Below are 19664 nucleotides of genomic sequence, written 5' to 3'. Positions count from 1 at the left end.
AGTGGGCAGACTGCCGACATGGACTGGAACCACTACCGCTTCCGCAGTCTCTGGCCCCTCCCCGTACCCCCCACCACCGTCTTCGACGTGCTGGAACGCCCCGAGGACTACCCGCGCTGGTGGCGGCAGGTGAGGGAGGTGACCCGGCTCGACGACACCACCGGGGTGATCCGCATCCGCTCCGTCCTGCCGTACGACATGACCTTCACGGCAAGGGAGGTGCGGCGCGACCCCGCGGCCGGGGTGCTGGAGACCGCCCTGACCGGAGACATCGAGGGCTGGGCGCGCTGGACGGTCGCACCGCACGCAACGGGCAGTCTCGCGCGGTACGACCAGGTGGTCAGCGTGCGCAAGCCGCTGCTGCGGCGGTTCGCCGTCCCGGGTCGGCCCGTCTTCCGCGCCAACCACGCGCTGATGATGCGGTCCGGGCGGCGCGGACTGTGCGGGTACCTCCGAGCGGTTTGAAGGAAGCGTGCCCGGACCTGTATGGTTCAGTGCGTTCCCGGGCGATTAGCTCAGTGGGAGAGCGCTTCGTTCACACCGAAGAGGTCACTGGTTCGAACCCAGTATCGCCCACCGGAAACAGCCGGTCCGTCTCAGACGGACCGGTTTTTTCATGCCCTCGCGGGCCCCGTACCAGGTGTTCAGGCCGCCGCGGGCAAGTCCGGACGCAGCGGCCACGCCGGGTCGACCGCCTCGTCCACACCGCTGCGCGCGAACCACGCCTGCAGACCCCGTGCCTGGGCCGCGTGCCACACCGCCTGGAGGGTGTGCAGCTCACCCGGGGCGAGCCGCTCCAGCCGGGACGCGAACCGGCGGCCCACCGCCCGGGTGACCTCCAGCGCCGCCACGGCGTCCGCCGCCGCGTCGTGCGCGCCCTCCAGGGCGACGCCGTAGTGCGCGCACAGGTCGGTCAGGGTGCGGCGGCCCTTGCGGTAGCGGTCCAGATGCTTGTCCAGGACCCGCGGGTCGAGCACGGACAGCGGCGCCGACTCGAACCAGCGGCCGAGCGCCGAGGCGCGGTGACGGCGCAACTCCCGGTCCAGCAGGGTCAGATCGAACGGCGCGTTCATCACCACGACCGGCCGTCCCGCGTGCGCCTGCTCGGCCAGCGCCTGCGCTATCTCGTACATCACCGGCGCCGGCCACCGGCCGTTGCGCTGCAGGTGCTCCTCCGTCAGCCCGTGCACCGCCGTCGCCCCGGCGGGCACCGGCACCCCCGGGTTCACCAGCCAGCGGCTCACCCGCGGCCGGATGCCCGGGGCATCCTGGACGACGACGGCGGCCGACACGATCCGGTCGGTCTCGACGTCCACGCCCGTCGTCTCCGTGTCGAAGGCGGCCAGCGGCCCCTCGTACCAGCACGTCGTCATAGCCACACAACCCCTCGTTCACCCTCGGCAGTTGACGCACCGTCCGCTGCCCGATCCGGTGATACCCGGGCTGTTTGCGCCGTACGCCGGAAGGAGACAACAGGAGTACGGGTCGACGCAGTTCAGCGGCCCGCAGCGGGGAAACACTTGTTCTGGAAGGCTGTTGGCCATGGCCGTAGCGCAGCCCGAACGGGGCGGGCTGCTGCCCGAGCGCACGGCTCCCTCCCGCGGCACACTCGCCGTCACCGCCTGCATGGAGACCCTGCAGGTCGGCTATCTGCACGCCGTCGCGGCAGCCGCCGGCTGCTCGCTGTCCCAGCCCTTTCCCGACAACGGCATCGACTGGCACGTCAGCCACAGCGCACCCGGGCACACGGTCGACGACGAGGTCACCATCAAGGTGCAGCTCAAGGCCACCTATCAGGTGCCGCCCGACCCACCGGGCCGCACCTTCTCCTTCACGCTCGACAACGACCACCTGGCGAAGCTCGCCCGCACACCCGTGTCGGTGCACAAGATCCTGGTGGTGATGCTGGTGCCGCGCACCCAGGACGACTGGCTGCGCGCCGGCCACGACCGGCTCGACCTCAGGCACTGCTGCTACTGGACCAACCTCGCCGGACAGCCCGTCACCGGCCGCCGCCGCACCACCGTGCGCATACCGACCGCGCGCATCTTCGACGACCGGGCCCTGTGCGAGATCATGACGCGGGTCGGGACGGGAGGGAAACCGTGACGCACCGCCCGACCGAGGAGCCACTGAGGCCCGTGCGGCCCCACCCCGTGGACACCCCCTGGAGCGGCTCTCCGCCCGAGCCCGGCGAGGTCGACCCGGCCGTGCTCAGCGCCCTGCTGCGGCGGCACGGCTGGCAGCGACGCGGCGGCGCCCCGGGGCGCTACGGCCGCTGGACCCCGCCCGGCCCCGGCGGCAGCTCCACCAGCCTCCTGGTTCCCGAGAGCCGCGCCTTCCCCGACAGCGACGACCTGCTCGGCGAGGCCCTGCTCGCGCTGTCCCGCAGCGGCACGCCGTCGGCCCGCGAGGTCCTCGTCTCCCTCGCCGTGCCCAGCGACGAGATCCGCTGGTGGCAGGACGTCCCCGCCGGACCCGCCGGCACCGCGCCCTGGACCGTCGAGGACCGGCTGCGCGGCGCCGCCCGCGGGATGCTGCTCGCCGCGGCCCTCGCCACCCGCGCCCGGGCCGGATACCACGGCGCCCGCCACCGCCGCTCCGCCGCCGTGGCCCTGGGCCACGTCCTCGTCGGCTCCGCCGGCGGCGGCCGGCTCACCGCCTTCGTGCCCGTCCCGGCCGCCCGCCCCCTCGCCGTCCGTCTTCACCAGGCACTCTTCGCCACGCGCGAGGCCATCGACTACCAGCGCGCCACCGGTGGCATGGACGCCTTCGACGCGGCGGTCGAGGCCGGGGTGAGCCACGAACTCACCGAGGCCCTCGTCGCCCTCGTCCGGGGGACCGAGGGAGCCCGGATCGCCGTCGAGTGGGCCCCGGCGGCCGGGGTGCCCGAGGGCTGCGCGCCCTGCGCCGAACCCGTCGAGTTCTCACCCGGCGACCTGGCCGTGCTGCGCGAGGCGGGCGCCCGCTACCTGCGGGAGGAACCCGCCGTGCCGGTGCGGATCACGGGAGCCGTGGTCCGGCTGCGCCGGTCCGGGCCGCGCGGCGAGGGCACCGTACGGCTGCGGGTGCTCGCCGGGGCCGATGTGCCGAACGTGCGCGTCACCCTCGACGAGGAGGCGTACCGGATCGCCGGGCACGCCCACCTCGTCGGGCTCCCCGTGCGGGTGCAGGGCCGCCTGGAGAGCCGGGGCGGATTCCGCCGCCTCACCGGCGCCCACGGCGTCGTCCCCGTCCAGGTCGACGACGCCGAGCGGGACCGGCTGATGAAGGAGCTGCACGAGAACCTCGACTTCTTCGAAGAGGCCTGCGGAGGTGACTGCGGGGACTGATTTCGCGAAGGGCGGTCCCGGGTCGGTACGATCCTTACTCGTGCGCGCGCTCCGGTATGGCGCCCGCAGCCCCCTTCAGTCAGGAGAGACCGGTGTCAGACGTCCGTGTGATCATCCAGCGCGATTCCGAGCGGGAAGAACGCGTGGTGACGACGGGCACTACGGCCGCCGAGCTCTTCGCCGGTGAGCGCTCGATCATCGCCGCCCGCGTGGCCGGCGAGCTCAGGGACCTGTCGTACGCCCTGTCCGAGGGCGACGAGGTCGAGGGCGTCGAGATCTCCTCCGAGGACGGCCTGAACATCCTGCGCCACTCCACCGCGCACGTCATGGCGCAGGCCGTGCAGGAGCTCTTCCCCGAGGCCAAGCTCGGCATCGGCCCGCCCGTCAAGGACGGCTTCTACTACGACTTCGACGTCGAGAAGCCGTTCACGCCCGAGGATCTCAAGTCCATCGAGAAGAAGATGCAGGAGATCCAGAAGCGCGGGCAGAGGTTCTCCCGCCGGGTCGTCACCGACGAGGCCGCCCGCGAGGAGCTGGCCGGCGAGCCCTACAAGCTGGAGCTGATCGGCCTCAAGGGCTCCGCCTCGTCCGACGACGGCGCGGACGTCGAGGTCGGCGCCGGTGAGCTGACGATCTACGACAACCTGGACGCCAAGACCGGCGACCTGTGCTGGAAGGACCTCTGCCGAGGCCCTCACCTGCCGTCGACCCGTGCCATCCCGGCGTTCAAGCTGATGCGCAACGCGGCCGCCTACTGGCGCGGCAGCGAGAAGAACCCCATGCTCCAGCGCATCTACGGCACCGCCTGGCCCACCAAGGACGAGCTGAAGGCGCACCTGGAGTTCCTCGCCGAGGCCGAGAAGCGCGACCACCGCAAGCTGGGCAGCGAGCTCGACCTGTTCTCCGTCCCGGAGCAGATCGGCTCCGGCCTCGCCGTCTTCCACCCCAAGGGCGGCATCATCCGCCGGGTCATGGAGGACTACTCGCGCCGCCGCCACGAGGAAGAGGGCTACGAGTTCGTCTACACCCCGCACGCCACCAAGGGGAAGCTCTTCGAGACCTCGGGCCACCTGGACTGGTACGCCGACGGCATGTACCCGCCCATGCAGCTCGACGAGGGCGTGGACTACTACCTCAAGCCCATGAACTGCCCGATGCACAACCTGATCTTCGATGCGCGCGGACGTTCCTACCGTGAACTGCCGTTGCGCCTCTTCGAGTTCGGGACGGTGTACCGGTACGAGAAGTCGGGCGTCGTGCACGGTCTCACCCGGGCCCGCGGCTTCACCCAGGACGACGCGCACATCTACTGCACCCGTGAGCAGATGTCGGAGGAGCTCGACAAGACGCTCACCTTCGTCCTCGGCCTGCTGCGCGACTACGGCCTGACCGACTTCTACCTGGAGCTGTCCACCAAGGACCCGGAGAAGTTCGTCGGCTCCGACGAGGCCTGGGAGGAGGCGACCGAGACGCTGCGCCAGGTCGCCGAGAAGCAGGGCCTGCCCCTGGTACCCGACCCGGGCGGCGCCGCCTTCTACGGCCCGAAGATCTCCGTCCAGACCAAGGACGCCATCGGCCGCACCTGGCAGATGTCGACCATCCAGCTCGACTTCAACCTGCCGGAGCGCTTCGACCTGGAGTACACGGGTCCGGACGGCGCCAAGCAGCGCCCCGTCATGATCCACCGCGCGCTGTTCGGCTCGATCGAGCGGTTCTTCGCGGTGCTCCTGGAGCACTACGCGGGCGCCTTCCCGGCCTGGCTGGCCCCCGTCCAGGCGGTCGGTATCCCGATCGGCGACGCGCACGTCGACTACCTGGAGAAGTTCGCCGCGGCGGCCAGGAAGAAGGGCCTGCGCGTCGAGGTCGACTCCTCCTCCGACCGCATGCAGAAGAAGATCCGCAACGCGCAGAAGCAGAAGGTGCCCTTCATGGTCATCGCGGGCGACGAGGACATGTCCCACGCGTCCGTGTCCTTCCGCTACCGCGACGGCTCGCAGGAGAACGGCATCCCCTTCGACGAGGCCATCGCGAAGATCCAGAAGGTCGTCGAAGAGCGCGCTCAGGTCTGATCCCACGGCGTTCGGGCCCCCGGGGAGACCTCGGGGGCCTTTGCCGTCCCTCCAGCTCGACGCCATATGCTGCACTGCATGACGAGTGAGCCGGAGCAGCAGCTGGGAGTGGGGACGCAGGACGCGTTCCAGCGACTGTGGACGCCCCATCGGATGGCCTACATCCAGGGCGAGAACAAGCCGACCGGCCCGGGCGCCGGCGACGGCTGCCCCTTCTGCTCCATCCCGGCCAAGTCCGACGAGGACGGGCTCGTCGTCCGCCGTGGCGAGCAGGTCTACGCGGTGCTCAATCTCTACCCGTACACCGGCGGGCACCTCATGACCGTGCCCTACCGGCACGTCGCCGACTACACGGACCTGACGGCGGGGGAGACCGCCGAGCTCGGCGAACTCACCAAGCAGGCGATGACGGCCCTGCGCACGGCCTCCGGCGCACACGGCTTCAACATCGGCATGAACCAGGGCTCGGTCGCCGGCGCGGGCATCGCCGCGCACCTGCACCAGCACATCGTGCCCCGCTGGGGCGGCGACACCAACTTCATGCCGGTGGTGGGTCACACCCGGGTGCTGCCGCAGTTGCTCGCCGACACGAGGAAGATGCTGGCGGAGGCCTGGCCGACCGCTTGATCCCGGCGGGTGCGGCGTCCTCAGCCCGTCCGGCGTTCGAGGACGAGGCCGTTCAGGCCGATGCCCGGGTCTGGGGGCGCAGCCCCCAGGGGCACCGGCCACCGTCGGCCCGCGGCTGATCGGCTCGGCCGCCGGAGCCTACGCGTCGTAGACGTCGGCCTTCTTCGGCGCAGCGTCCTGAACCGCCCCGCTGAGCGCCGCGGACCTGGACCCGAACTTCTCCACGTCCACCCCGTTCTCCCGCAGCACCTTCAGCGCCGCCGCATGCACCACCCGCAGCACGGGCGTGGCCGCGCGCAGCGCGTCGTCGGCCATGAAGCGATGCCGCCACGGCTGGTCGGCCCACGCGTGCCGCAGACCGAACGGCTCCGGCAGCGTCAGACTGCCCCCGAGCCAGTTCAGCAGCGGCGGATACCAGGTCAGCGGGGCGCGCGCGGCGAGCCGGACCACCTCGTCGGCGTCGATCAGGGGCATCTTCACGGTGCGCGTCTCCCAGAAGCGGAAGGCCTTTTGGACGGTCTTCTCCTTGGCCGCCGGCTTCTCGTTGAACAGCGAGTTGACCGGCCCCAGCGCGTGCCCGGTGACCTCGATGCGCAGGGTGTCGTGCAGCACGGTCACCGTGATCAGCATCGTGATGACCAGGTGGCCGTCCCACAGGGTCCACTGCACGCCCAGGTAGTGCCGGTCACCGCTGCCGAACTGCTGCTTGTTGCAGATGTCCTGGACGGCGTGCGTCCGCACCGTGTAAGCATCGACGTCCGTGCCGCTCGGCCGGGACACCTCCGTCGCCTTCTCGCCGATCGGCGTGACCACCCAGTGCGTGATGGACGGCTTGGGGAAGCCGCCGGTGTTGATGGATGTGCGCTCCAGCATGCGCAGGCCGCCCTGGATCGCCACGATGACGTCCCAGCTGCGGAAGGGGTGGAACTCCTTGCCCGGCTCGGCGGAGACCAGCTCCTCGGCCAGCTGCCAGCTGCCCCACCGCGTGCCCATGCCGAGTATGCCCTTGGGGCCCGCGTAGAAGACCGAGTTGGACCGCTGCTCGGCGGCGAGGCGGGCCAGTTCCTTGCGGACCTGCTCGGCCGCGTCACCGGGGTTGCCGGGAACGGCCTCGGGGATCTTGGCGCCCACGCCGCCACCCGACAGCATGCTCGACCAGCGGTCCCGCAGGTCACGCGCGGTCCGCTCACAGATCTGCTTGGCCCAGAACCAGCCGACGACCGGCATGATCACCGCCGCGCGTCCGTACAGGGCCCAGAAACCCGTGAACGGCATGCGGATCAGGAACAGCACGGCCAGCGCGCCCACGGCGAGCAGCAGCGTGGTGGCGAGGGCGCCGGCCCGCTTGTCCTCGCGCCTGGTCATGGTGGAGCGCAGTGTGAAGACCAGCAACCACACGAGAAAGCCCGGCAGGAAGAGCACCCCGCAGATCACCGTGATCGCCGAGAGCCAGTTGTCGCGGTCGCGGCGGATGCGGTGGGCCGCCAGAGAGTGCTCCACGACGACCTGGGGCTCGATGCCGAAGGACTGGATGACCGGCTTGCGCCCGGCGCCCAGCATCCGGTCGATCACCGCGCGGGAGAAGGCCTCGCCGAACCTGGGGCGGAAGATCTTCGCCCAGGAGCGCGGCGGGGTCACCTTGGACTGGTGCCACTCGTTGTCGGCGTTGAGGATCTTGGTGACCTCGTCGTCCCGGTACGCCGCCGCGGCCAGCGCGTAGGTCGCCGCTGTCTGGCCGCTCGCACCCGCCAAGGGCACCTGGGCCCCCGGGCTGAAGTCGAATCCGTCCGTCACTGCCGCCCCCATCGCTGCCGCATCCGCATCTGCGGCCTTCCCGACTTCCGCGCTCCGCACACCTGTTGATCAGGTCATCAGCGTATCCGTCCGCACCGGCACGCGGGGGCGGGTGGCCCGTCAAGCCGCCCGCCCCCGCGCAGGGAAGCCCTCACAAGGGCACTTGGTGGCGCCCGGCGCCACCTACGAGGCCTTGCGCTCCTCTTCACGCACCCGGTCCGCGACCTGCTGCGGCATCGGCTCGTGCCGCGCGTACCGGCGACTGAACCCCGCGGTGCCGTGCGCCATCGACCTGAGGTCGATCGCGTACCGGCCGATCTCGATCTCGGGCACCTCGGCCCGGATCAGCGTGCGTCCGCCGGGTGTCTGCTCGGTACCGAGCACCCGGCCGCGCCGCCCCGACAGATCGCTCATCACGGCGCCCACGAAGTCGTCGCCGACCAGCACCGACACCTCGGCCACCGGCTCCAGCAGATGGATCTTCGCGCCGGCCGCGGCCTCCCGCAGGGCGAGCGCGCCGGCCGTCTGGAACGCGGCGTCGGAGGAGTCCACCGAGTGCGCCTTGCCGTCCAGGAGGGTCACCCGGACGTCGATGAGCGGGTACCCGGCCGCGACGCCCCTGGCCGCCTGGGCCCGTACGCCCTTCTCCACCGACGGGATGAACTGCCGGGGCACCGCGCCGCCCACGACCTTGTCGACGAACTCGATGCCGGAGCCGCCGGGCAGCGGCTCGACCTCGATCTCGCAGATGGCGAACTGCCCGTGCCCGCCGGACTGTTTGACGTGCCTGCCCCGGCCGGCCGCCTTGGTCGCGAACGTCTCGCGCAGGGACACCCGGTGGGGGACGACGTCGACCTGGACGCCGTACCGGCTGCGCAGCCGCTCCAGGGCGACGTCGGCGTGCGCCTCGCCCAGACACCACAGGACCACCTGGTGGGTGTCCTGGTTCTGTTCGAGCCGCATCGTCGGGTCCTCGGCCACCAGCCGGGCCAGGCCCTGGGACAGCTTGTCCTCGTCCGGTTTGCTGTGTGCCTGGATGGCCAGCGGCAGCAGCGGGTCGGGCATCTGCCACGGCTCCATCAGCAGCGGGTCGTCCTTGGCGGACAGGGTGTCGCCGGTCTCGGCACGGCTCAGTTTGGCCACACAGGCCAGGTCGCCCGCAATGACGTGCGACACCGGGCGCTGCTGTTTGCCGAACGGCGTGGACAGGGCGCCGATCCGCTCGTCGACGTCGTGGTCCTCGTGCCCGCGGTCGGCCAGCCCGTGCCCGGAGACGTGGACCGTCTGGTCGGCGCGCAGGGTGCCGGAGAACAGGCGGATCAGCGACAGCCGTCCCACGTAGGGGTCCGAGGAGGTCTTCACGACCTCCGCGACCAGCGGAGCGTCCGGATCGCAGGGCGTGAGCTCGCGCGGCGTGCCGTCGATGGTCGTGACCCGCACCGTCTCGTGCTCCAGCGGCGTCGGGAAGCCCCGCGTGATCAGCTCCAGCAGTTCCACGGTGCCGAGCCCCTGTCGGGCGCCCTCGCCCGCCGGGGCGGCGGACAGCACGGGGAAGAAGACGCCGCGCGCGACGGCCCGCTCCAGGTCCTCGATGAGCGTCTTGACGTCGATCGGCTCCCCGCCGAGGTAGCGGTCCATGAGGGTCTCGTCCTCGCTCTCGGCGATGATCCCCTCGATGAGCCGGTTGCGGGCCTCCTCGATCAGCGGCAGCTGGTCCTCGCCCGGCTCGGACTCCTTGCGCTCGCCGGCCGAGTAGTCGAACAGCTTCTGCGACAGCAGCCCGATCAGACCGGTCACGGGTGCGTGCCCGTCGGGAGTCTGGGGGCCGTGCAGCGGCAGGTAGAGCGGCAGGACCGCGTCCGGGTCGTCCGCGCCGAAGGCCTCCGCGCAGTTCCGGATCATCTCCTCGAAGTCGGAACGCGCCGACTCCAGGTGTGTGACGACAATGGCCCGGGGCATGCCCACGGCCGCGCACTCCTCCCACACCACGCGGGTCGAGCCGTCCACGCCGTCCGAGGCCGAGACGACGAAGAGGGCCGCGTCCGCCGCGCGCAGACCGGCCCTGAGCTCCCCGACGAAGTCGGCGTATCCGGGGGTGTCGAGCAGATTGACCTTGATGCCGTCCCACTCGACCGGCACCATGGACAGCTGGACCGAGCGCTGTTGCCGGTGCTCGATGTCGTCGTAGTCGGAGACGGTGCCGCCGTCCTCCACGCGGCCCGCCCGGTTCACCGCCCCCGCCGTGAGTGCGAGGGCCTCCACCAATGTCGTCTTGCCCGATCCGGAGTGGCCGACCAGCACCACATTCCGTACGGACTGAGGGTGGTCGGCCGCTCGTGCCCTGCCGGCGGCCCCAGGGTGTGTCTGTGCCTTGTCGCCCATGATTCTGCCTCCCGTGCACGGTGAGGTCACTGTGGGCGCGGACATGCCGCCCGCGTACGGTGGCGGCTCCGGCGACGCCCGCGGTTCTTCGAGCTTTCCACTCCGGTCACGGTGCGTCCATACGAACGACGTGATCCCGCCTTCCACCAGCGACGCGTCGGTTTCACCGGAGGGGTCCCGGTGCCCGCCCCTCGCCCACGCGCGCGCGTGACTACGATGGGCCAGCCGGTGGTCAGCAGGGGCCATGCGGCGACACCGACCCTCGGGAAGGCCATGCTGAACAAGTACGCGCGTGCATTCTTCACGCGTGTCCTCACACCGTTCGCCGCGTTTCTGATCCGCCGGGGCGTGAGCCCCGACACCGTCACGCTCATCGGCACCGCCGGTGTGGTCGCGGGCGCGCTGGTCTTCTACCCCGTGGGCGAGTTCTTCTGGGGCACGGTCGTGATCACGCTCTTCGTGTTCTCCGACCTCGTCGACGGCAACATGGCCCGCCAGCTCGGCCGCTCCAGCCGCTGGGGCGCCTTCCTGGACTCCACGCTCGACCGGGTCGCCGACGGCGCGATCTTCGGCGGCTTCATCCTCTGGTACGCTGGCGGGGGCGACGACCTCGTCCTGTGCGCCGTCTCGATCTTCTGCCTGGCCAGTGGCCAGGTGGTGTCCTACACCAAGGCCCGGGGCGAGTCGATCGGCCTGCCGGTCGCGGTCAACGGGCTCGTCGAGCGGGCCGAGCGGCTGGTGATCTCGCTGGTCGCCGCAGGGTTGGCGGGCCTGCACGCCTTCGGTGTGCCGGGCATCCAGTACCTGCTGCCCGTCGCCCTGTGGATCGTCGCCGTGGGCAGCCTGGTGACGCTGATCCAGCGGGTCGTCACCGTCCGCCGGGAGTCCGCGGAGGCCGAGGCCGCGCAGGACGGCCAGGACACCCAGGACCATGGGGACGAGCAGCGGAACGCCTCTCACGGGAGCGAGGCGGCCACGTGAGCACACAGGACCGGCTGACGGACGCCCTGTACGGCCTCGGCTGGGGCACGGTCCGCAAGCTCCCCGAGCCGGTCGCCGTACGGCTCGGCCGGACCATCGCCGACCTGGCCTGGAAACAGCGCGGCAAGGGCGTCCGGCGCCTGGAGAGCAACTACGCGCGCGTGGTGCCCGGCGCGAGCCCCGAGCGCCTCGCCGAGCTGTCCCGCGCGGGCATGCGCTCCTACCTGCGCTACTGGATGGAGTCGTTCCGGCTCCCCGCCTGGAGCGCCGAGCGCATCAGGGCGGGCGTCGACGTCAAGGACCTGCATTACCTGCAGGAGGGCATGGCGGCGGGCAAGGGTGTCATCCTCGCCCTGCCCCACCTGGCCAACTGGGACCTCGCCGGCGCCTGGGTCACCACCAAGCTGGGCATCCCCTTCACGACGGTCGCCGAGCGCCTGAAGCCCGAGACGCTCTACGACCGGTTCGTCGCCTACCGCGAGGGCCTCGGCATGGAGGTCCTGCCGCACAGCGGCGGCACGGCCTTCGGCACCCTGGCCCGGCGGCTGCGCGACGGCGGCCTGGTCTGCCTGGTCGCCGACCGCGACCTGTCGGCCTCCGGCGTCGAGGTGGACTTCTTCGGCGACACGGCCCGGATGCCGGCCGGACCCGCCCTGCTCGCCCAGCAGACCGGCGCCCTGCTGCTGCCCGCCACCCTCCGGTACGACGACTCGCCCGTCATGCGAGGCCTCGTCCACCCGCCCGTCGAGGTTCCCGAGACGGGCACGCGCGCCGAGAAGACGTCCGTCATGACCCAGGCGCTGGCCGACGCCTTCGCCGCCGGGATCGCCGACCGTCCGGAGGACTGGCACATGCTGCAGCGCCTGTGGCTCGCGGACCTCGATCCAGCGAAGGGATCCACGTGAGGATCGGCATCGTCTGCCCGTACTCCTGGGACGTGCCGGGAGGCGTCCAGTTCCACATCCGCGACCTCGCCGAGTACTTCCTCCGCCTCGGCCACGAGGTGTCCGTCCTCGCCCCGGCCGACGACGACACCCCGCTGCCGCCGTACGTGGTCTCGGCCGGGCGCGCGGTGCCGGTGCCGTACAACGGCTCGGTGGCCCGGCTCAACTTCGGCTTCCTGAGCGCCGCCCGGGTGCGCCGCTGGCTGCACGACGGTGCCTTCGACGTGATCCACATCCACGAGCCGACCTCGCCCTCGCTGGGCCTGCTGACCTGCTGGGCCGCCCGGGGGCCGATCGTGGCCACGTTCCACACCTCCAACCCGCGCTCCCGCGCGATGATCGCCGCGTACTCGATCCTCCAGGCCGCCCTCGAGAAGATCAGCGCCCGGATCGCCGTGAGCGAGTACGCCCGCCGCACCCTGGTCGAGCACCTCGGCGGGGACGCCGTCGTGATCCCCAACGGTGTCGACGTCGACTTCTTCGCCGAGGCCGAGCCCAAGGCCGAGTGGCAGGGCGAGACCATCGGCTTCATAGGGCGCATCGACGAGCCCCGCAAGGGACTCCCCGTGCTGATGAAGGCCCTGCCGAAGATCCTCGCCGCGCGCCCCGGGACCCGGCTGCTGGTGGCCGGACGCGGCGACGAGGAAGAGGCCGTGGAGTCCCTGCCCGCCGAACTGCGTTCCCGCGTCGAGTTCCTCGGCATGGTCAGCGACGAGGACAAGGCCCGCTTCCTGCGCAGCGTCGACCTGTACGTCGCGCCCAACACCGGCGGCGAGAGCTTCGGCATCATCCTGGTCGAGGCCATGTCCGCCGGAGCCCCCGTCCTCGCCTCCGACCTGGACGCCTTCGCCCAGGTCCTGGACCGGGGAGCGGCCGGTGAACTGTTCCCCAACGAGGACGCGGACGCCCTGGCCGACGCGGCCGTGCGCCTCCTGGAGGACCCGGAGCGACGAGCGGAGCTGCGCGAGCGGGGGAGCGCCCATGTACGGCGCTTCGACTGGTCGACCGTCGGCGCGGACATCCTGTCCGTCTACGAGACGGTGACGGACGGTGCGGCGGCGGTCGCCGAGGACGAGCGCACGACCGGGCTGTGGGGGCGGCTGGGGTTCGCCCGGGACTGACCGCCGGGCACGGCGGGTCCGCTTCGGCCCCGCGCACCTCCACCAGCCCGCGCACCCCAGCCCGGACATGTCCACTCCGCGCACCGTGCGTTCCGCGCACCGTGCGTTCCGCGCACCGTGCGTTCCGCGCACCGTGCGTTCCGCGCACCGTGCGTTCCGCGCACCGTGCGTTCCGCGCACCGTGCGTTCCGCGCACCGTGCGTTCCGCGCACCGTGCACTCCGCGCACCGTGCACTCCGCGCACCGTGCACTCCGCACACCTGCTGCCCGGCGCACCGGGACGTCGGGTGGGGCGGGGTGAACCGGTGGCCCGGGTGTGCCGCTAGCCTTGCCGCCCGTGACCACCACTCTCATCTGGATCGTTGTCGCCCTGGTCGCGATCGGGCTCTACCTGAGCTGGACCGCGGGCCGGCTCGACCGTCTCCACGCCCGGATCGACGCCGCCCGGGCCGCCCTGGACGCGCAACTGCTGCGCCGGGCCTCGGTGGCCCAGGAACTGGCGACGTCGGGGGTCCTGGATCCGGCCGCCTCGATCGTGCTCTACGAGGCCGCGCACGCCGCCCGGCAGGCCGAGGAAGAGCAGCGGGAGGTGGCCGAGAGCGACCTGAGTCAGGCGCTGCGGGCCGTTTTCGGGGAGGCTCCGCAGGTGGAGGCGGTACGCGAGGCGCCCGGGGGAGAGGAAGCGGCCCGGGAACTCACCGAGGCGGTCCGCAGGGTGCCGATGGCCCGGCGCTTCCACAACGACGCCGTCCGCGCGGCCCGGGCCCTGCGCCGCCACCGCAAGGTGCGCTGGTTCCGCCTGGCCGGTCACGCGCCCTTCCCCCTGGCCTTCGAAATGGACGACGAGCCTCCGGTGGCCCTGGTGGACCGGGCCGCCTGAGCCCCTTCACGGGTCGTTTTCCGGCCGTCCGTAGCAAAAAGGATCCACGGCCTTCCCATTGGCCCTTGCTGTGGCCTGGTTTCCTCACGTTTCCTCAGTGCTGCAGAAATCCCCTTTCCCCTCAGCGAGGTCACCCGTGTCCATCTCCGAAAACCAGGCTCCCGAGACCGGCACCGCCCGAGTGAAGCGCGGCATGGCCGAGCAGCTCAAGGGCGGCGTGATCATGGACGTCGTCACGCCGGAGCAGGCGAAGATCGCCGAGGACGCGGGCGCCGTGGCCGTCATGGCGCTGGAGCGGGTCCCGGCCGACATCCGCAAGGACGGCGGCGTGGCCCGCATGTCCGACCCGGACATGATCGAGGGCATCATCGACGCCGTCTCGATCCCGGTCATGGCCAAGTCCCGCATCGGCCACTTCGTCGAGGCCCAGGTCCTGCAGTCCCTCGGCGTCGACTACATCGACGAGTCCGAGGTCCTCACCCCGGCCGACGAGGTCAACCACTCCGACAAGTGGGCCTTCACCACGCCGTTCGTCTGTGGCGCGACCAACCTGGGCGAGGCCCTGCGCCGCATCGCCGAGGGCGCCGCGATGATCCGCTCCAAGGGCGAGGCCGGTACCGGCAACGTCGTCGAGGCCGTCCGCCACCTGCGTCAGATCAAGAACGAGATCGCCCGTCTGCGCGGCTACGACAACAACGAGCTGTACGCCGCCGCCAAGGAGCTGCGCGCCCCGTACGAGCTCGTCAGGGAAGTCTCCGAGCTCGGCAAGCTCCCCGTGGTGCTGTTCTCCGCCGGCGGTGTCGCCACCCCGGCCGACGCCGCCCTGATGCGCCAGCTCGGCGCCGAGGGCGTCTTCGTCGGCTCCGGCATCTTCAAGTCCGGCGACCCGGCCAAGCGCGCCGCCGCCATCGTGAAGGCCACCACCTTCTACGACGACCCGAAGATCATCGCGGACGCCTCCCGCAACCTGGGCGAGGCCATGGTCGGCATCAACTGCGACACCCTGCCCGAGGCCGAGCGCTACGCCAACCGCGGCTGGTAAGGCACAGGAACCCATGAGCGACACCCCCGTCATAGGCGTCCTGGCCCTCCAGGGCGACGTTCGGGAGCACCTCGTCGCCCTGGCCGCGGCCGACGCCGTGGCCAGGCCGGTGCGGCGCCCCGAGGAACTCGCCGAGGTGGACGGTCTCGTCATCCCCGGCGGCGAATCGACCACCATCTCCAAGCTGGCCGTCCTGTTCGGCCTGATGGAGCCCCTTCGCGCGCGCGTGCGGGACGGCATGCCCGTCTACGGCACCTGCGCCGGCATGATCATGCTCGCCGACAAGATCCTCGACCCGCGCTCGGGCCAGGAGACCGTCGGCGGCATCGACATGATCGTGCGCCGCAACGCCTTCGGACGGCAGAACGAGTCCTTCGAGGCCTCCGTCGCCCTGCGGGGCATCGAGGGCGACCCGGTGGAGGGCGTCTTCATCCGCGCCCCCTGGGTGGAGTCCGTCGGCGCGCGGGCCGAGGTGCTCGCCGAGCACGGCGGCCACATCGTCGCGGTCCGCCAGGGCACCGCGCTGGCCACGTCGTTCCACCCGGAACTGACCGGCGACCACCGCGTGCACGCCCTGTTCGTCGACATGGTGCGGGCGAACCGGGCAGCCGAGTCCTTGTAGGATTCCTGCGTTCGTTGCTGAGATGGGTTACGCGAAGGAGACAGGCAGATGTCCGGCCACTCTAAATGGGCCACGACGAAGCACAAGAAGGCCGTCATCGATGCCAAGCGCGGCAAGCTCTTCGCGAAGCTGATCAAGAACATCGAGGTCGCGGCACGGATGGGCGGCGCCGACATCGATGGCAACCCGACGCTCTACGACGCCATCCAGAAGGCGAAGAAGTCGTCGGTCCCCAACAAGAACATCGACTCGGCGGTCAAGCGCGGCGCGGGCCTGGAGGCCGGCGGCGCCGACTACGAGACGATCATGTACGAGGGCTACGGCCCGAACGGTGTCGCGGTGCTCATCGAGTGCCTCACCGACAACCGCAACCGCGCCGCCTCCGAGGTCCGCGTCGCCATGACCCGCAACGGCGGCTCCATGGCCGACCCGGGCTCGGTGTCGTACCTGTTCAACCGCAAGGGCGTCGTGATCGTCCCCAAGGGCGAACTGACCGAGGACGACGTGCTGACCGCCGTGCTCGACGCGGGCGCCGAGGAGGTCAACGACCTCGGAGAGAGCTTCGAGGTGCTGAGCGAGGCCACCGACCTGGTCGCGGTCCGCACCGCCCTCCAGGACGCCGGCATCGACTACGACTCCGCCGACGCCAACTTCGTCCCGACCATGCAGGTCGAGCTGGACGAGGAGGGCGCCAAGAAGATCTTCAAGCTGATCGACGCGCTGGAGGACAGTGACGACGTGCAGAACGTCTTCGCCAACTTCGACGTCAGCGACGAGGTCATGGAGAAGGTCGACGCCTGACGCCGCCGCGGGCCGCACCGGCTCGACGGGCTCAACGGGCCGACGGGACACACCCGTCGGCCCGTCGCGTTGTCAGGGGTACCCGATAGCCTGCACGAACAGGCGATTGAAGGAGGGGCGGGTGCGCGTACTCGGGGTGGACCCCGGACTGACGCGGTGCGGTGTGGGCGTCGTCGAGGGGGTCGCGGGCCGGCCGCTGACGATGCTGGGCGTCGGCGTCGTGCGCACGCCCGCGGACGCCGACCTCGGCCACCGCCTCGTCGCCGTCGAGCAGGGCATCGAGCACTGGCTCGACGAGCACCGGCCGGAATGCGTCGCCGTGGAGCGCGTCTTCAGCCAGCACAACGTCCGTACGGTGATGGGCACGGCCCAGGCCAGCGCCGTCGCCATGCTCTGTGCCGCCCGCCGGGGAATCCCGGTCGCGCTGCACACCCCGAGCGAGGTCAAGGCCGCCGTCACCGGCAGCGGCCGGGCCGACAAGGCACAGGTGGGCGCGATGGTCACCCGCCTGCTGCGGCTCGGCGCACCGCCCAAGCCCGCCGACGCGGCCGACGCCCTCGCGCTCGCCATCTGCCACATCTGGCGCGCCCCCGCACAGAACCGACTCCAGCAGGCCGTAGCCCTGCACACCTCGAAAGGCCGGACGGCATGATCGCCTTCGTCAGCGGCACGGTCGCCGCGCTCGCCCCGGACGCCGTGGTCGTCGAGGTCGGCGGCGTCGGCATGGCCGTCCAGTGCACGCCCAACACCCTGTCCACGCTCCGCATGGGCCGGCCCGCCACCCTGCACACCTCCCTCGTCGTGCGCGAGGACTCCCTGACCCTCTACGGGTTCGCGGACGACGACGAGCGGCAGGTCTTCGAGCTGCTTCAGACGGCCAGCGGTGTCGGACCCCGGCTGGCCCAGGCCATGCTCGCCGTGCACAGCCCGGACGCGCTGCGCCGGGCCGTCGCATCCGCCGACGAGAAGGCCCTCACCGCCGTCCCCGGCATCGGCAAGAAGGGCGCGCAAAAGCTCCTCCTGGAGCTGAAGGACCGGCTCGGCGCGCCCGTCGGCGCCCCCGCCGTGGGCGCGGCGGTCAGCACCGGCTGGCGCGACCAGCTGCACGCGGCGCTGATCGGCCTCGGGTACGCCACCCGGGAGGCCGACGAGGCGGTGTCCGCGGTGGCCCCGCAGGCCGAGGCCGCCGAGGGCACGCCCCAGGTGGGCCGGCTGCTGAAGGCGGCCCTGCAGACCCTGAACCGCGCCCGATAGTCCGTACCGAGATTCCGAGGCACACTCCATGAACTGGGACGACACGACCGACGCCGATGCCGCGGAGCGGCTGGTGGACTCCGTCGCCGACCGTGAGGACCAGGCCGTCGAGGCCGCCCTGCGCCCCAAGGACCTGGACGAGTTCATCGGCCAGGAGAAGGTCCGCGAACAGCTCGACCTCGTCCTGCGTGCCGCACGCGCGCGGGGCGCGACCGCCGACCACGTGCTGCTCTCCGGCGCCCCCGGCCTCGGCAAGACCACCCTGTCGATGATCATCGCGGCCGAGATGGGTGCCCCCATCCGCATCACCTCGGGCCCCGCCATCCAGCACGCCGGCGACCTCGCCGCGATCCTCTCCTCCCTCCAGGAGGGCGAGGTCCTCTTCCTCGACGAGATCCACCGCATGTCCCGGCCCGCCGAAGAGATGCTGTACATGGCGATGGAGGACTTCCGCGTCGACGTCATCGTCGGCAAGGGCCCCGGCGCCACGGCCATCCCGCTGGAGCTGCCCCCCTTCACCCTGGTCGGCGCCACCACCCGCGCGGGCCTGCTGCCGCCCCCGCTGCGCGACCGCTTCGGCTTCACCGCCCACATGGAGTTCTACGAACCGGCCGAGCTGGAGCGGGTCATCCACCGCTCGGCGAACCTTCTGGAGGTCGAGATCGACCCGGAGGGCGCCGCCGAGATCGCCGGGCGCTCCCGCGGCACGCCCCGTATCGCCAACCGCCTGCTGCGCCGCGTCCGGGACTACGCGCAGGTCAAGGCCGACGGGCTGATCACCAGGGACATCGCGGCGGCCGCGCTCGCGGTGTACGAGGTCGACGCGCGTGGCCTCGACCGCCTCGACCGGGGCGTGCTGGAGGCACTGCTCAAGCTGTTCGGCGGTGGTCCGGTCGGTCTGTCCACGCTCGCTGTCGCGGTGGGGGAGGAACGTGAGACCGTGGAGGAGGTCGCCGAGCCGTTCCTCGTACGCGAGGGGCTGCTGGCCCGCACCCCGCGCGGCCGGGTCGCCACCCCCGCCGCATGGGCGCATCTCGGCCTCACCCCGCCACGCTCCCAGACCGCCGGAAACGGACAACAGGACCTGTTCGGGGCGTGACGGCACCGTTACGTCTCCGGGGCGGCGAGGTCAGTGGCCGGAGCAGGAACCCCGGTGCCATGCTGAGCGTTGTTCCCTGCGCGCGGACTCGCTTAGACTCCGCCGATGCCGCCTTTGCCGGCGGTGCACACACCCCCAACCATCTGGCCGCTCACAGCGCGGTCGTGTGAAGGAAGTACCGACCCGTGAGTCTCCTGACCCTCCTCCCGTTCATCGTGCTCATCGGGGCCATGTTCCTGATGACCCGGTCGGCCAAGAAGAAGCAGCAGCAGGCCGCCGAGATGCGGAACCAGATGCAGCCCGGCAGCGGTATCCGCACCATCGGGGGCATGTACGCCACGGTCAAGGAGGTCAACGAGGACACCGTCCTCGTCGACGCCGGTCCGGGCGTCGACCTCCTCTTCGCCAAGAACTCCATCGGCGCCGTCCTGACCGACGACGAGTACAACCGCATCGTGCACGGCGTCGAGCACGACCTGAAGTCCGACGCCGACCTCGTCCCGGACGACGCCTCCTCCCTCACCGAGACCGACGACCTGGCTGCCGAGGCTCCCGCTGACGACAAGGCCGTCGACCTCGGCAAGAAGGACGCGGCCGTGGAGCCGGCCGACGACGCGGCCGAGGCGAAGACGGACGCAGAGCCGAAGAAGACCGACGGCGACTCCGACGCGAAGTAGTCGTGTCCCGGGGTGCGCGGGCCCGGCCCGCGCACCCCG

Annotated in this window: 19 protein-coding genes and 1 tRNA gene; 17 read left to right on the top strand and 3 right to left on the bottom strand. The window is 71.4% G+C overall.

What is annotated here, in order from left to right:
- Positions 1 to 18 precede the first annotated feature (18 nt).
- Together QNO09_RS25650 and QNO09_RS25645 are read left to right on the top strand one after the other, a co-directional pair.
- Positions 19 to 465, top strand: a complete 447-nt coding sequence (locus tag QNO09_RS25650; protein WP_283972598.1) for an SRPBCC family protein — start codon at positions 19 to 21, stop codon at positions 463 to 465.
- Between the two features lie 39 nt (positions 466 to 504).
- Positions 505 to 576: transfer RNA gene (locus QNO09_RS25645), tRNA-Val, on the top strand.
- A gap of 68 nt (positions 577 to 644) precedes the next feature.
- Here QNO09_RS25645 and QNO09_RS25640 read toward each other — a convergent pair.
- On the bottom strand, positions 645 to 1373 hold the full coding sequence (locus QNO09_RS25640) for a 3'-5' exonuclease (RefSeq protein WP_283972611.1): 729 nt from the start codon (positions 1371 to 1373) through the stop codon (positions 645 to 647).
- Between the two features lie 169 nt (positions 1374 to 1542).
- Here QNO09_RS25640 and QNO09_RS25635 point away from each other — a divergent pair, with 169 nt between their 5' ends.
- The 4 genes from QNO09_RS25635 (at position 1543) to QNO09_RS25620 (ending at position 6028) form a co-directional block, all read left to right on the top strand.
- The gene (locus QNO09_RS25635; protein ID WP_283972597.1) at positions 1543 to 2109 is read left to right on the top strand and encodes a DUF4365 domain-containing protein; all 567 of its coding nucleotides are present in this window, start codon (positions 1543 to 1545) and stop codon (positions 2107 to 2109) included.
- Positions 2106 to 3332: a hypothetical protein gene (locus QNO09_RS25630; RefSeq protein WP_283972596.1), complete on the top strand. Its 1227-nt coding sequence runs from the start codon at positions 2106 to 2108 to the stop codon at positions 3330 to 3332. The genes QNO09_RS25635 and QNO09_RS25630 overlap by 4 nt, the downstream gene beginning before the upstream one ends.
- A 92-nt stretch (positions 3333 to 3424) precedes the next feature.
- Positions 3425 to 5401, top strand: a complete 1977-nt coding sequence (gene thrS / locus QNO09_RS25625; RefSeq protein ID WP_283972595.1) for a threonine--tRNA ligase — start codon at positions 3425 to 3427, stop codon at positions 5399 to 5401.
- Between the two features lie 66 nt (positions 5402 to 5467).
- The gene (locus QNO09_RS25620) at positions 5468 to 6028 is read left to right on the top strand and encodes an HIT family protein (RefSeq protein ID WP_283972594.1); all 561 of its coding nucleotides are present in this window, start codon (positions 5468 to 5470) and stop codon (positions 6026 to 6028) included.
- A 138-nt stretch (positions 6029 to 6166) separates the two neighbouring features.
- On the opposite strand, the gene QNO09_RS25615 is transcribed toward QNO09_RS25620, so the two are convergent.
- On the bottom strand, positions 6167 to 7834 hold the full coding sequence (locus QNO09_RS25615) for an AbeC-like domain-containing protein (protein WP_283972593.1): 1668 nt from the start codon (positions 7832 to 7834) through the stop codon (positions 6167 to 6169).
- A gap of 171 nt (positions 7835 to 8005) precedes the next feature.
- A complete protein-coding gene (locus QNO09_RS25610) occupies positions 8006 to 10204 on the bottom strand; it encodes an elongation factor G-like protein EF-G2 (RefSeq protein ID WP_283972592.1) in 2199 nt (732 codons plus the stop codon).
- Between the two features lie 216 nt (positions 10205 to 10420).
- Between QNO09_RS25610 and pgsA the strand changes: the two genes are divergently transcribed.
- The 11 genes from pgsA (at position 10421) to yajC (ending at position 19625) form a co-directional block, all read left to right on the top strand.
- Positions 10421 to 11185 (top strand): phosphatidylinositol phosphate synthase, encoded by a 765-nt coding sequence (gene pgsA / locus QNO09_RS25605; protein WP_283972591.1) that lies wholly within the window; start codon positions 10421 to 10423, stop codon positions 11183 to 11185.
- Positions 11182 to 12090, top strand: a complete 909-nt coding sequence (locus tag QNO09_RS25600; RefSeq protein WP_283972590.1) for a phosphatidylinositol mannoside acyltransferase — start codon at positions 11182 to 11184, stop codon at positions 12088 to 12090. The genes pgsA and QNO09_RS25600 overlap by 4 nt, the downstream gene beginning before the upstream one ends.
- Positions 12087 to 13250 carry a glycosyltransferase family 4 protein gene (locus QNO09_RS25595; RefSeq protein ID WP_283972589.1) on the top strand — a complete coding sequence of 388 codons (1164 nt, stop codon included), beginning with the start codon at positions 12087 to 12089 and terminating at the stop codon, positions 13248 to 13250. The genes QNO09_RS25600 and QNO09_RS25595 overlap by 4 nt, the downstream gene beginning before the upstream one ends.
- A 337-nt stretch (positions 13251 to 13587) precedes the next feature.
- Positions 13588 to 14130 (top strand): LemA family protein, encoded by a 543-nt coding sequence (locus QNO09_RS25590; RefSeq protein ID WP_283972588.1) that lies wholly within the window; start codon positions 13588 to 13590, stop codon positions 14128 to 14130.
- A gap of 136 nt (positions 14131 to 14266) precedes the next feature.
- Positions 14267 to 15172, top strand: coding sequence for a pyridoxal 5'-phosphate synthase lyase subunit PdxS (pdxS, locus tag QNO09_RS25585; protein ID WP_283972587.1), 906 nt, complete (start codon positions 14267 to 14269; stop codon positions 15170 to 15172).
- A 13-nt stretch (positions 15173 to 15185) separates the two neighbouring features.
- Positions 15186 to 15794: a pyridoxal 5'-phosphate synthase glutaminase subunit PdxT gene (pdxT, locus tag QNO09_RS25580; RefSeq protein WP_283972586.1), complete on the top strand. Its 609-nt coding sequence runs from the start codon at positions 15186 to 15188 to the stop codon at positions 15792 to 15794.
- A gap of 48 nt (positions 15795 to 15842) precedes the next feature.
- Positions 15843 to 16595 carry a YebC/PmpR family DNA-binding transcriptional regulator gene (locus QNO09_RS25575; RefSeq protein ID WP_283972585.1) on the top strand — a complete coding sequence of 251 codons (753 nt, stop codon included), beginning with the start codon at positions 15843 to 15845 and terminating at the stop codon, positions 16593 to 16595.
- 121 nt (positions 16596 to 16716) lie between these two features.
- Positions 16717 to 17247, top strand: coding sequence for a crossover junction endodeoxyribonuclease RuvC (gene ruvC / locus QNO09_RS25570; protein ID WP_283972584.1), 531 nt, complete (start codon positions 16717 to 16719; stop codon positions 17245 to 17247).
- A complete protein-coding gene (gene ruvA, locus QNO09_RS25565) occupies positions 17244 to 17849 on the top strand; it encodes a Holliday junction branch migration protein RuvA (RefSeq protein WP_283972583.1) in 606 nt (201 codons plus the stop codon). Before ruvC ends, ruvA begins: the two co-directional genes overlap by 4 nt.
- Before the next feature lie 28 nt (positions 17850 to 17877).
- Positions 17878 to 18948, top strand: a complete 1071-nt coding sequence (gene ruvB / locus QNO09_RS25560; RefSeq protein WP_283972582.1) for a Holliday junction branch migration DNA helicase RuvB — start codon at positions 17878 to 17880, stop codon at positions 18946 to 18948.
- 185 nt (positions 18949 to 19133) lie between these two features.
- Positions 19134 to 19625 carry a preprotein translocase subunit YajC gene (gene yajC / locus QNO09_RS25555; RefSeq protein WP_283972581.1) on the top strand — a complete coding sequence of 164 codons (492 nt, stop codon included), beginning with the start codon at positions 19134 to 19136 and terminating at the stop codon, positions 19623 to 19625.
- The last annotated feature ends 39 nt before the right edge of the window (positions 19626 to 19664 follow it).

The sequence above is a fragment of the Streptomyces sp. 378 genome (genome assembly GCF_030124145.1).
GTDB lineage: Bacteria > Actinomycetota > Actinomycetes > Streptomycetales > Streptomycetaceae > Streptomyces.
The sequence above is the reverse complement of the archived record's forward strand: the minus strand, read 5'-3'. Positions and strand labels throughout refer to the sequence as shown.

Bases quoted from the DNA above. Each gene is read 5' to 3' on its own strand.
- pgsA (WP_283972591.1), top strand. From the start codon at position 10,421: ATGGGCCAGCCGGTGGTCAGCAGGGGCCATGCGGCGACACCGACCCTC.
- QNO09_RS25620 (WP_283972594.1), top strand. From the start codon at position 5,468: ATGCTGCACTGCATGACGAGTGAGCCGGAGCAGCAGCTGGGAGTGGGG.
- QNO09_RS25615 (WP_283972593.1), bottom strand. From the start codon at position 7,834: ATGGGGGCGGCAGTGACGGACGGATTCGACTTCAGCCCGGGGGCCCAG.
- QNO09_RS25635 (WP_283972597.1), top strand. From the start codon at position 1,543: ATGGCCGTAGCGCAGCCCGAACGGGGCGGGCTGCTGCCCGAGCGCACG.
- QNO09_RS25640 (WP_283972611.1), bottom strand. From the start codon at position 1,373: ATGACGACGTGCTGGTACGAGGGGCCGCTGGCCGCCTTCGACACGGAG.
- ruvB (WP_283972582.1), top strand. From the start codon at position 17,878: ATGAACTGGGACGACACGACCGACGCCGATGCCGCGGAGCGGCTGGTG.
- QNO09_RS25575 (WP_283972585.1), top strand. From the start codon at position 15,843: ATGTCCGGCCACTCTAAATGGGCCACGACGAAGCACAAGAAGGCCGTC.
- ruvA (WP_283972583.1), top strand. From the start codon at position 17,244: ATGATCGCCTTCGTCAGCGGCACGGTCGCCGCGCTCGCCCCGGACGCC.
- pdxT (WP_283972586.1), top strand. From the start codon at position 15,186: ATGAGCGACACCCCCGTCATAGGCGTCCTGGCCCTCCAGGGCGACGTT.
- QNO09_RS25650 (WP_283972598.1), top strand. From the start codon at position 19: ATGGACTGGAACCACTACCGCTTCCGCAGTCTCTGGCCCCTCCCCGTA.
- QNO09_RS25610 (WP_283972592.1), bottom strand. From the start codon at position 10,204: ATGGGCGACAAGGCACAGACACACCCTGGGGCCGCCGGCAGGGCACGA.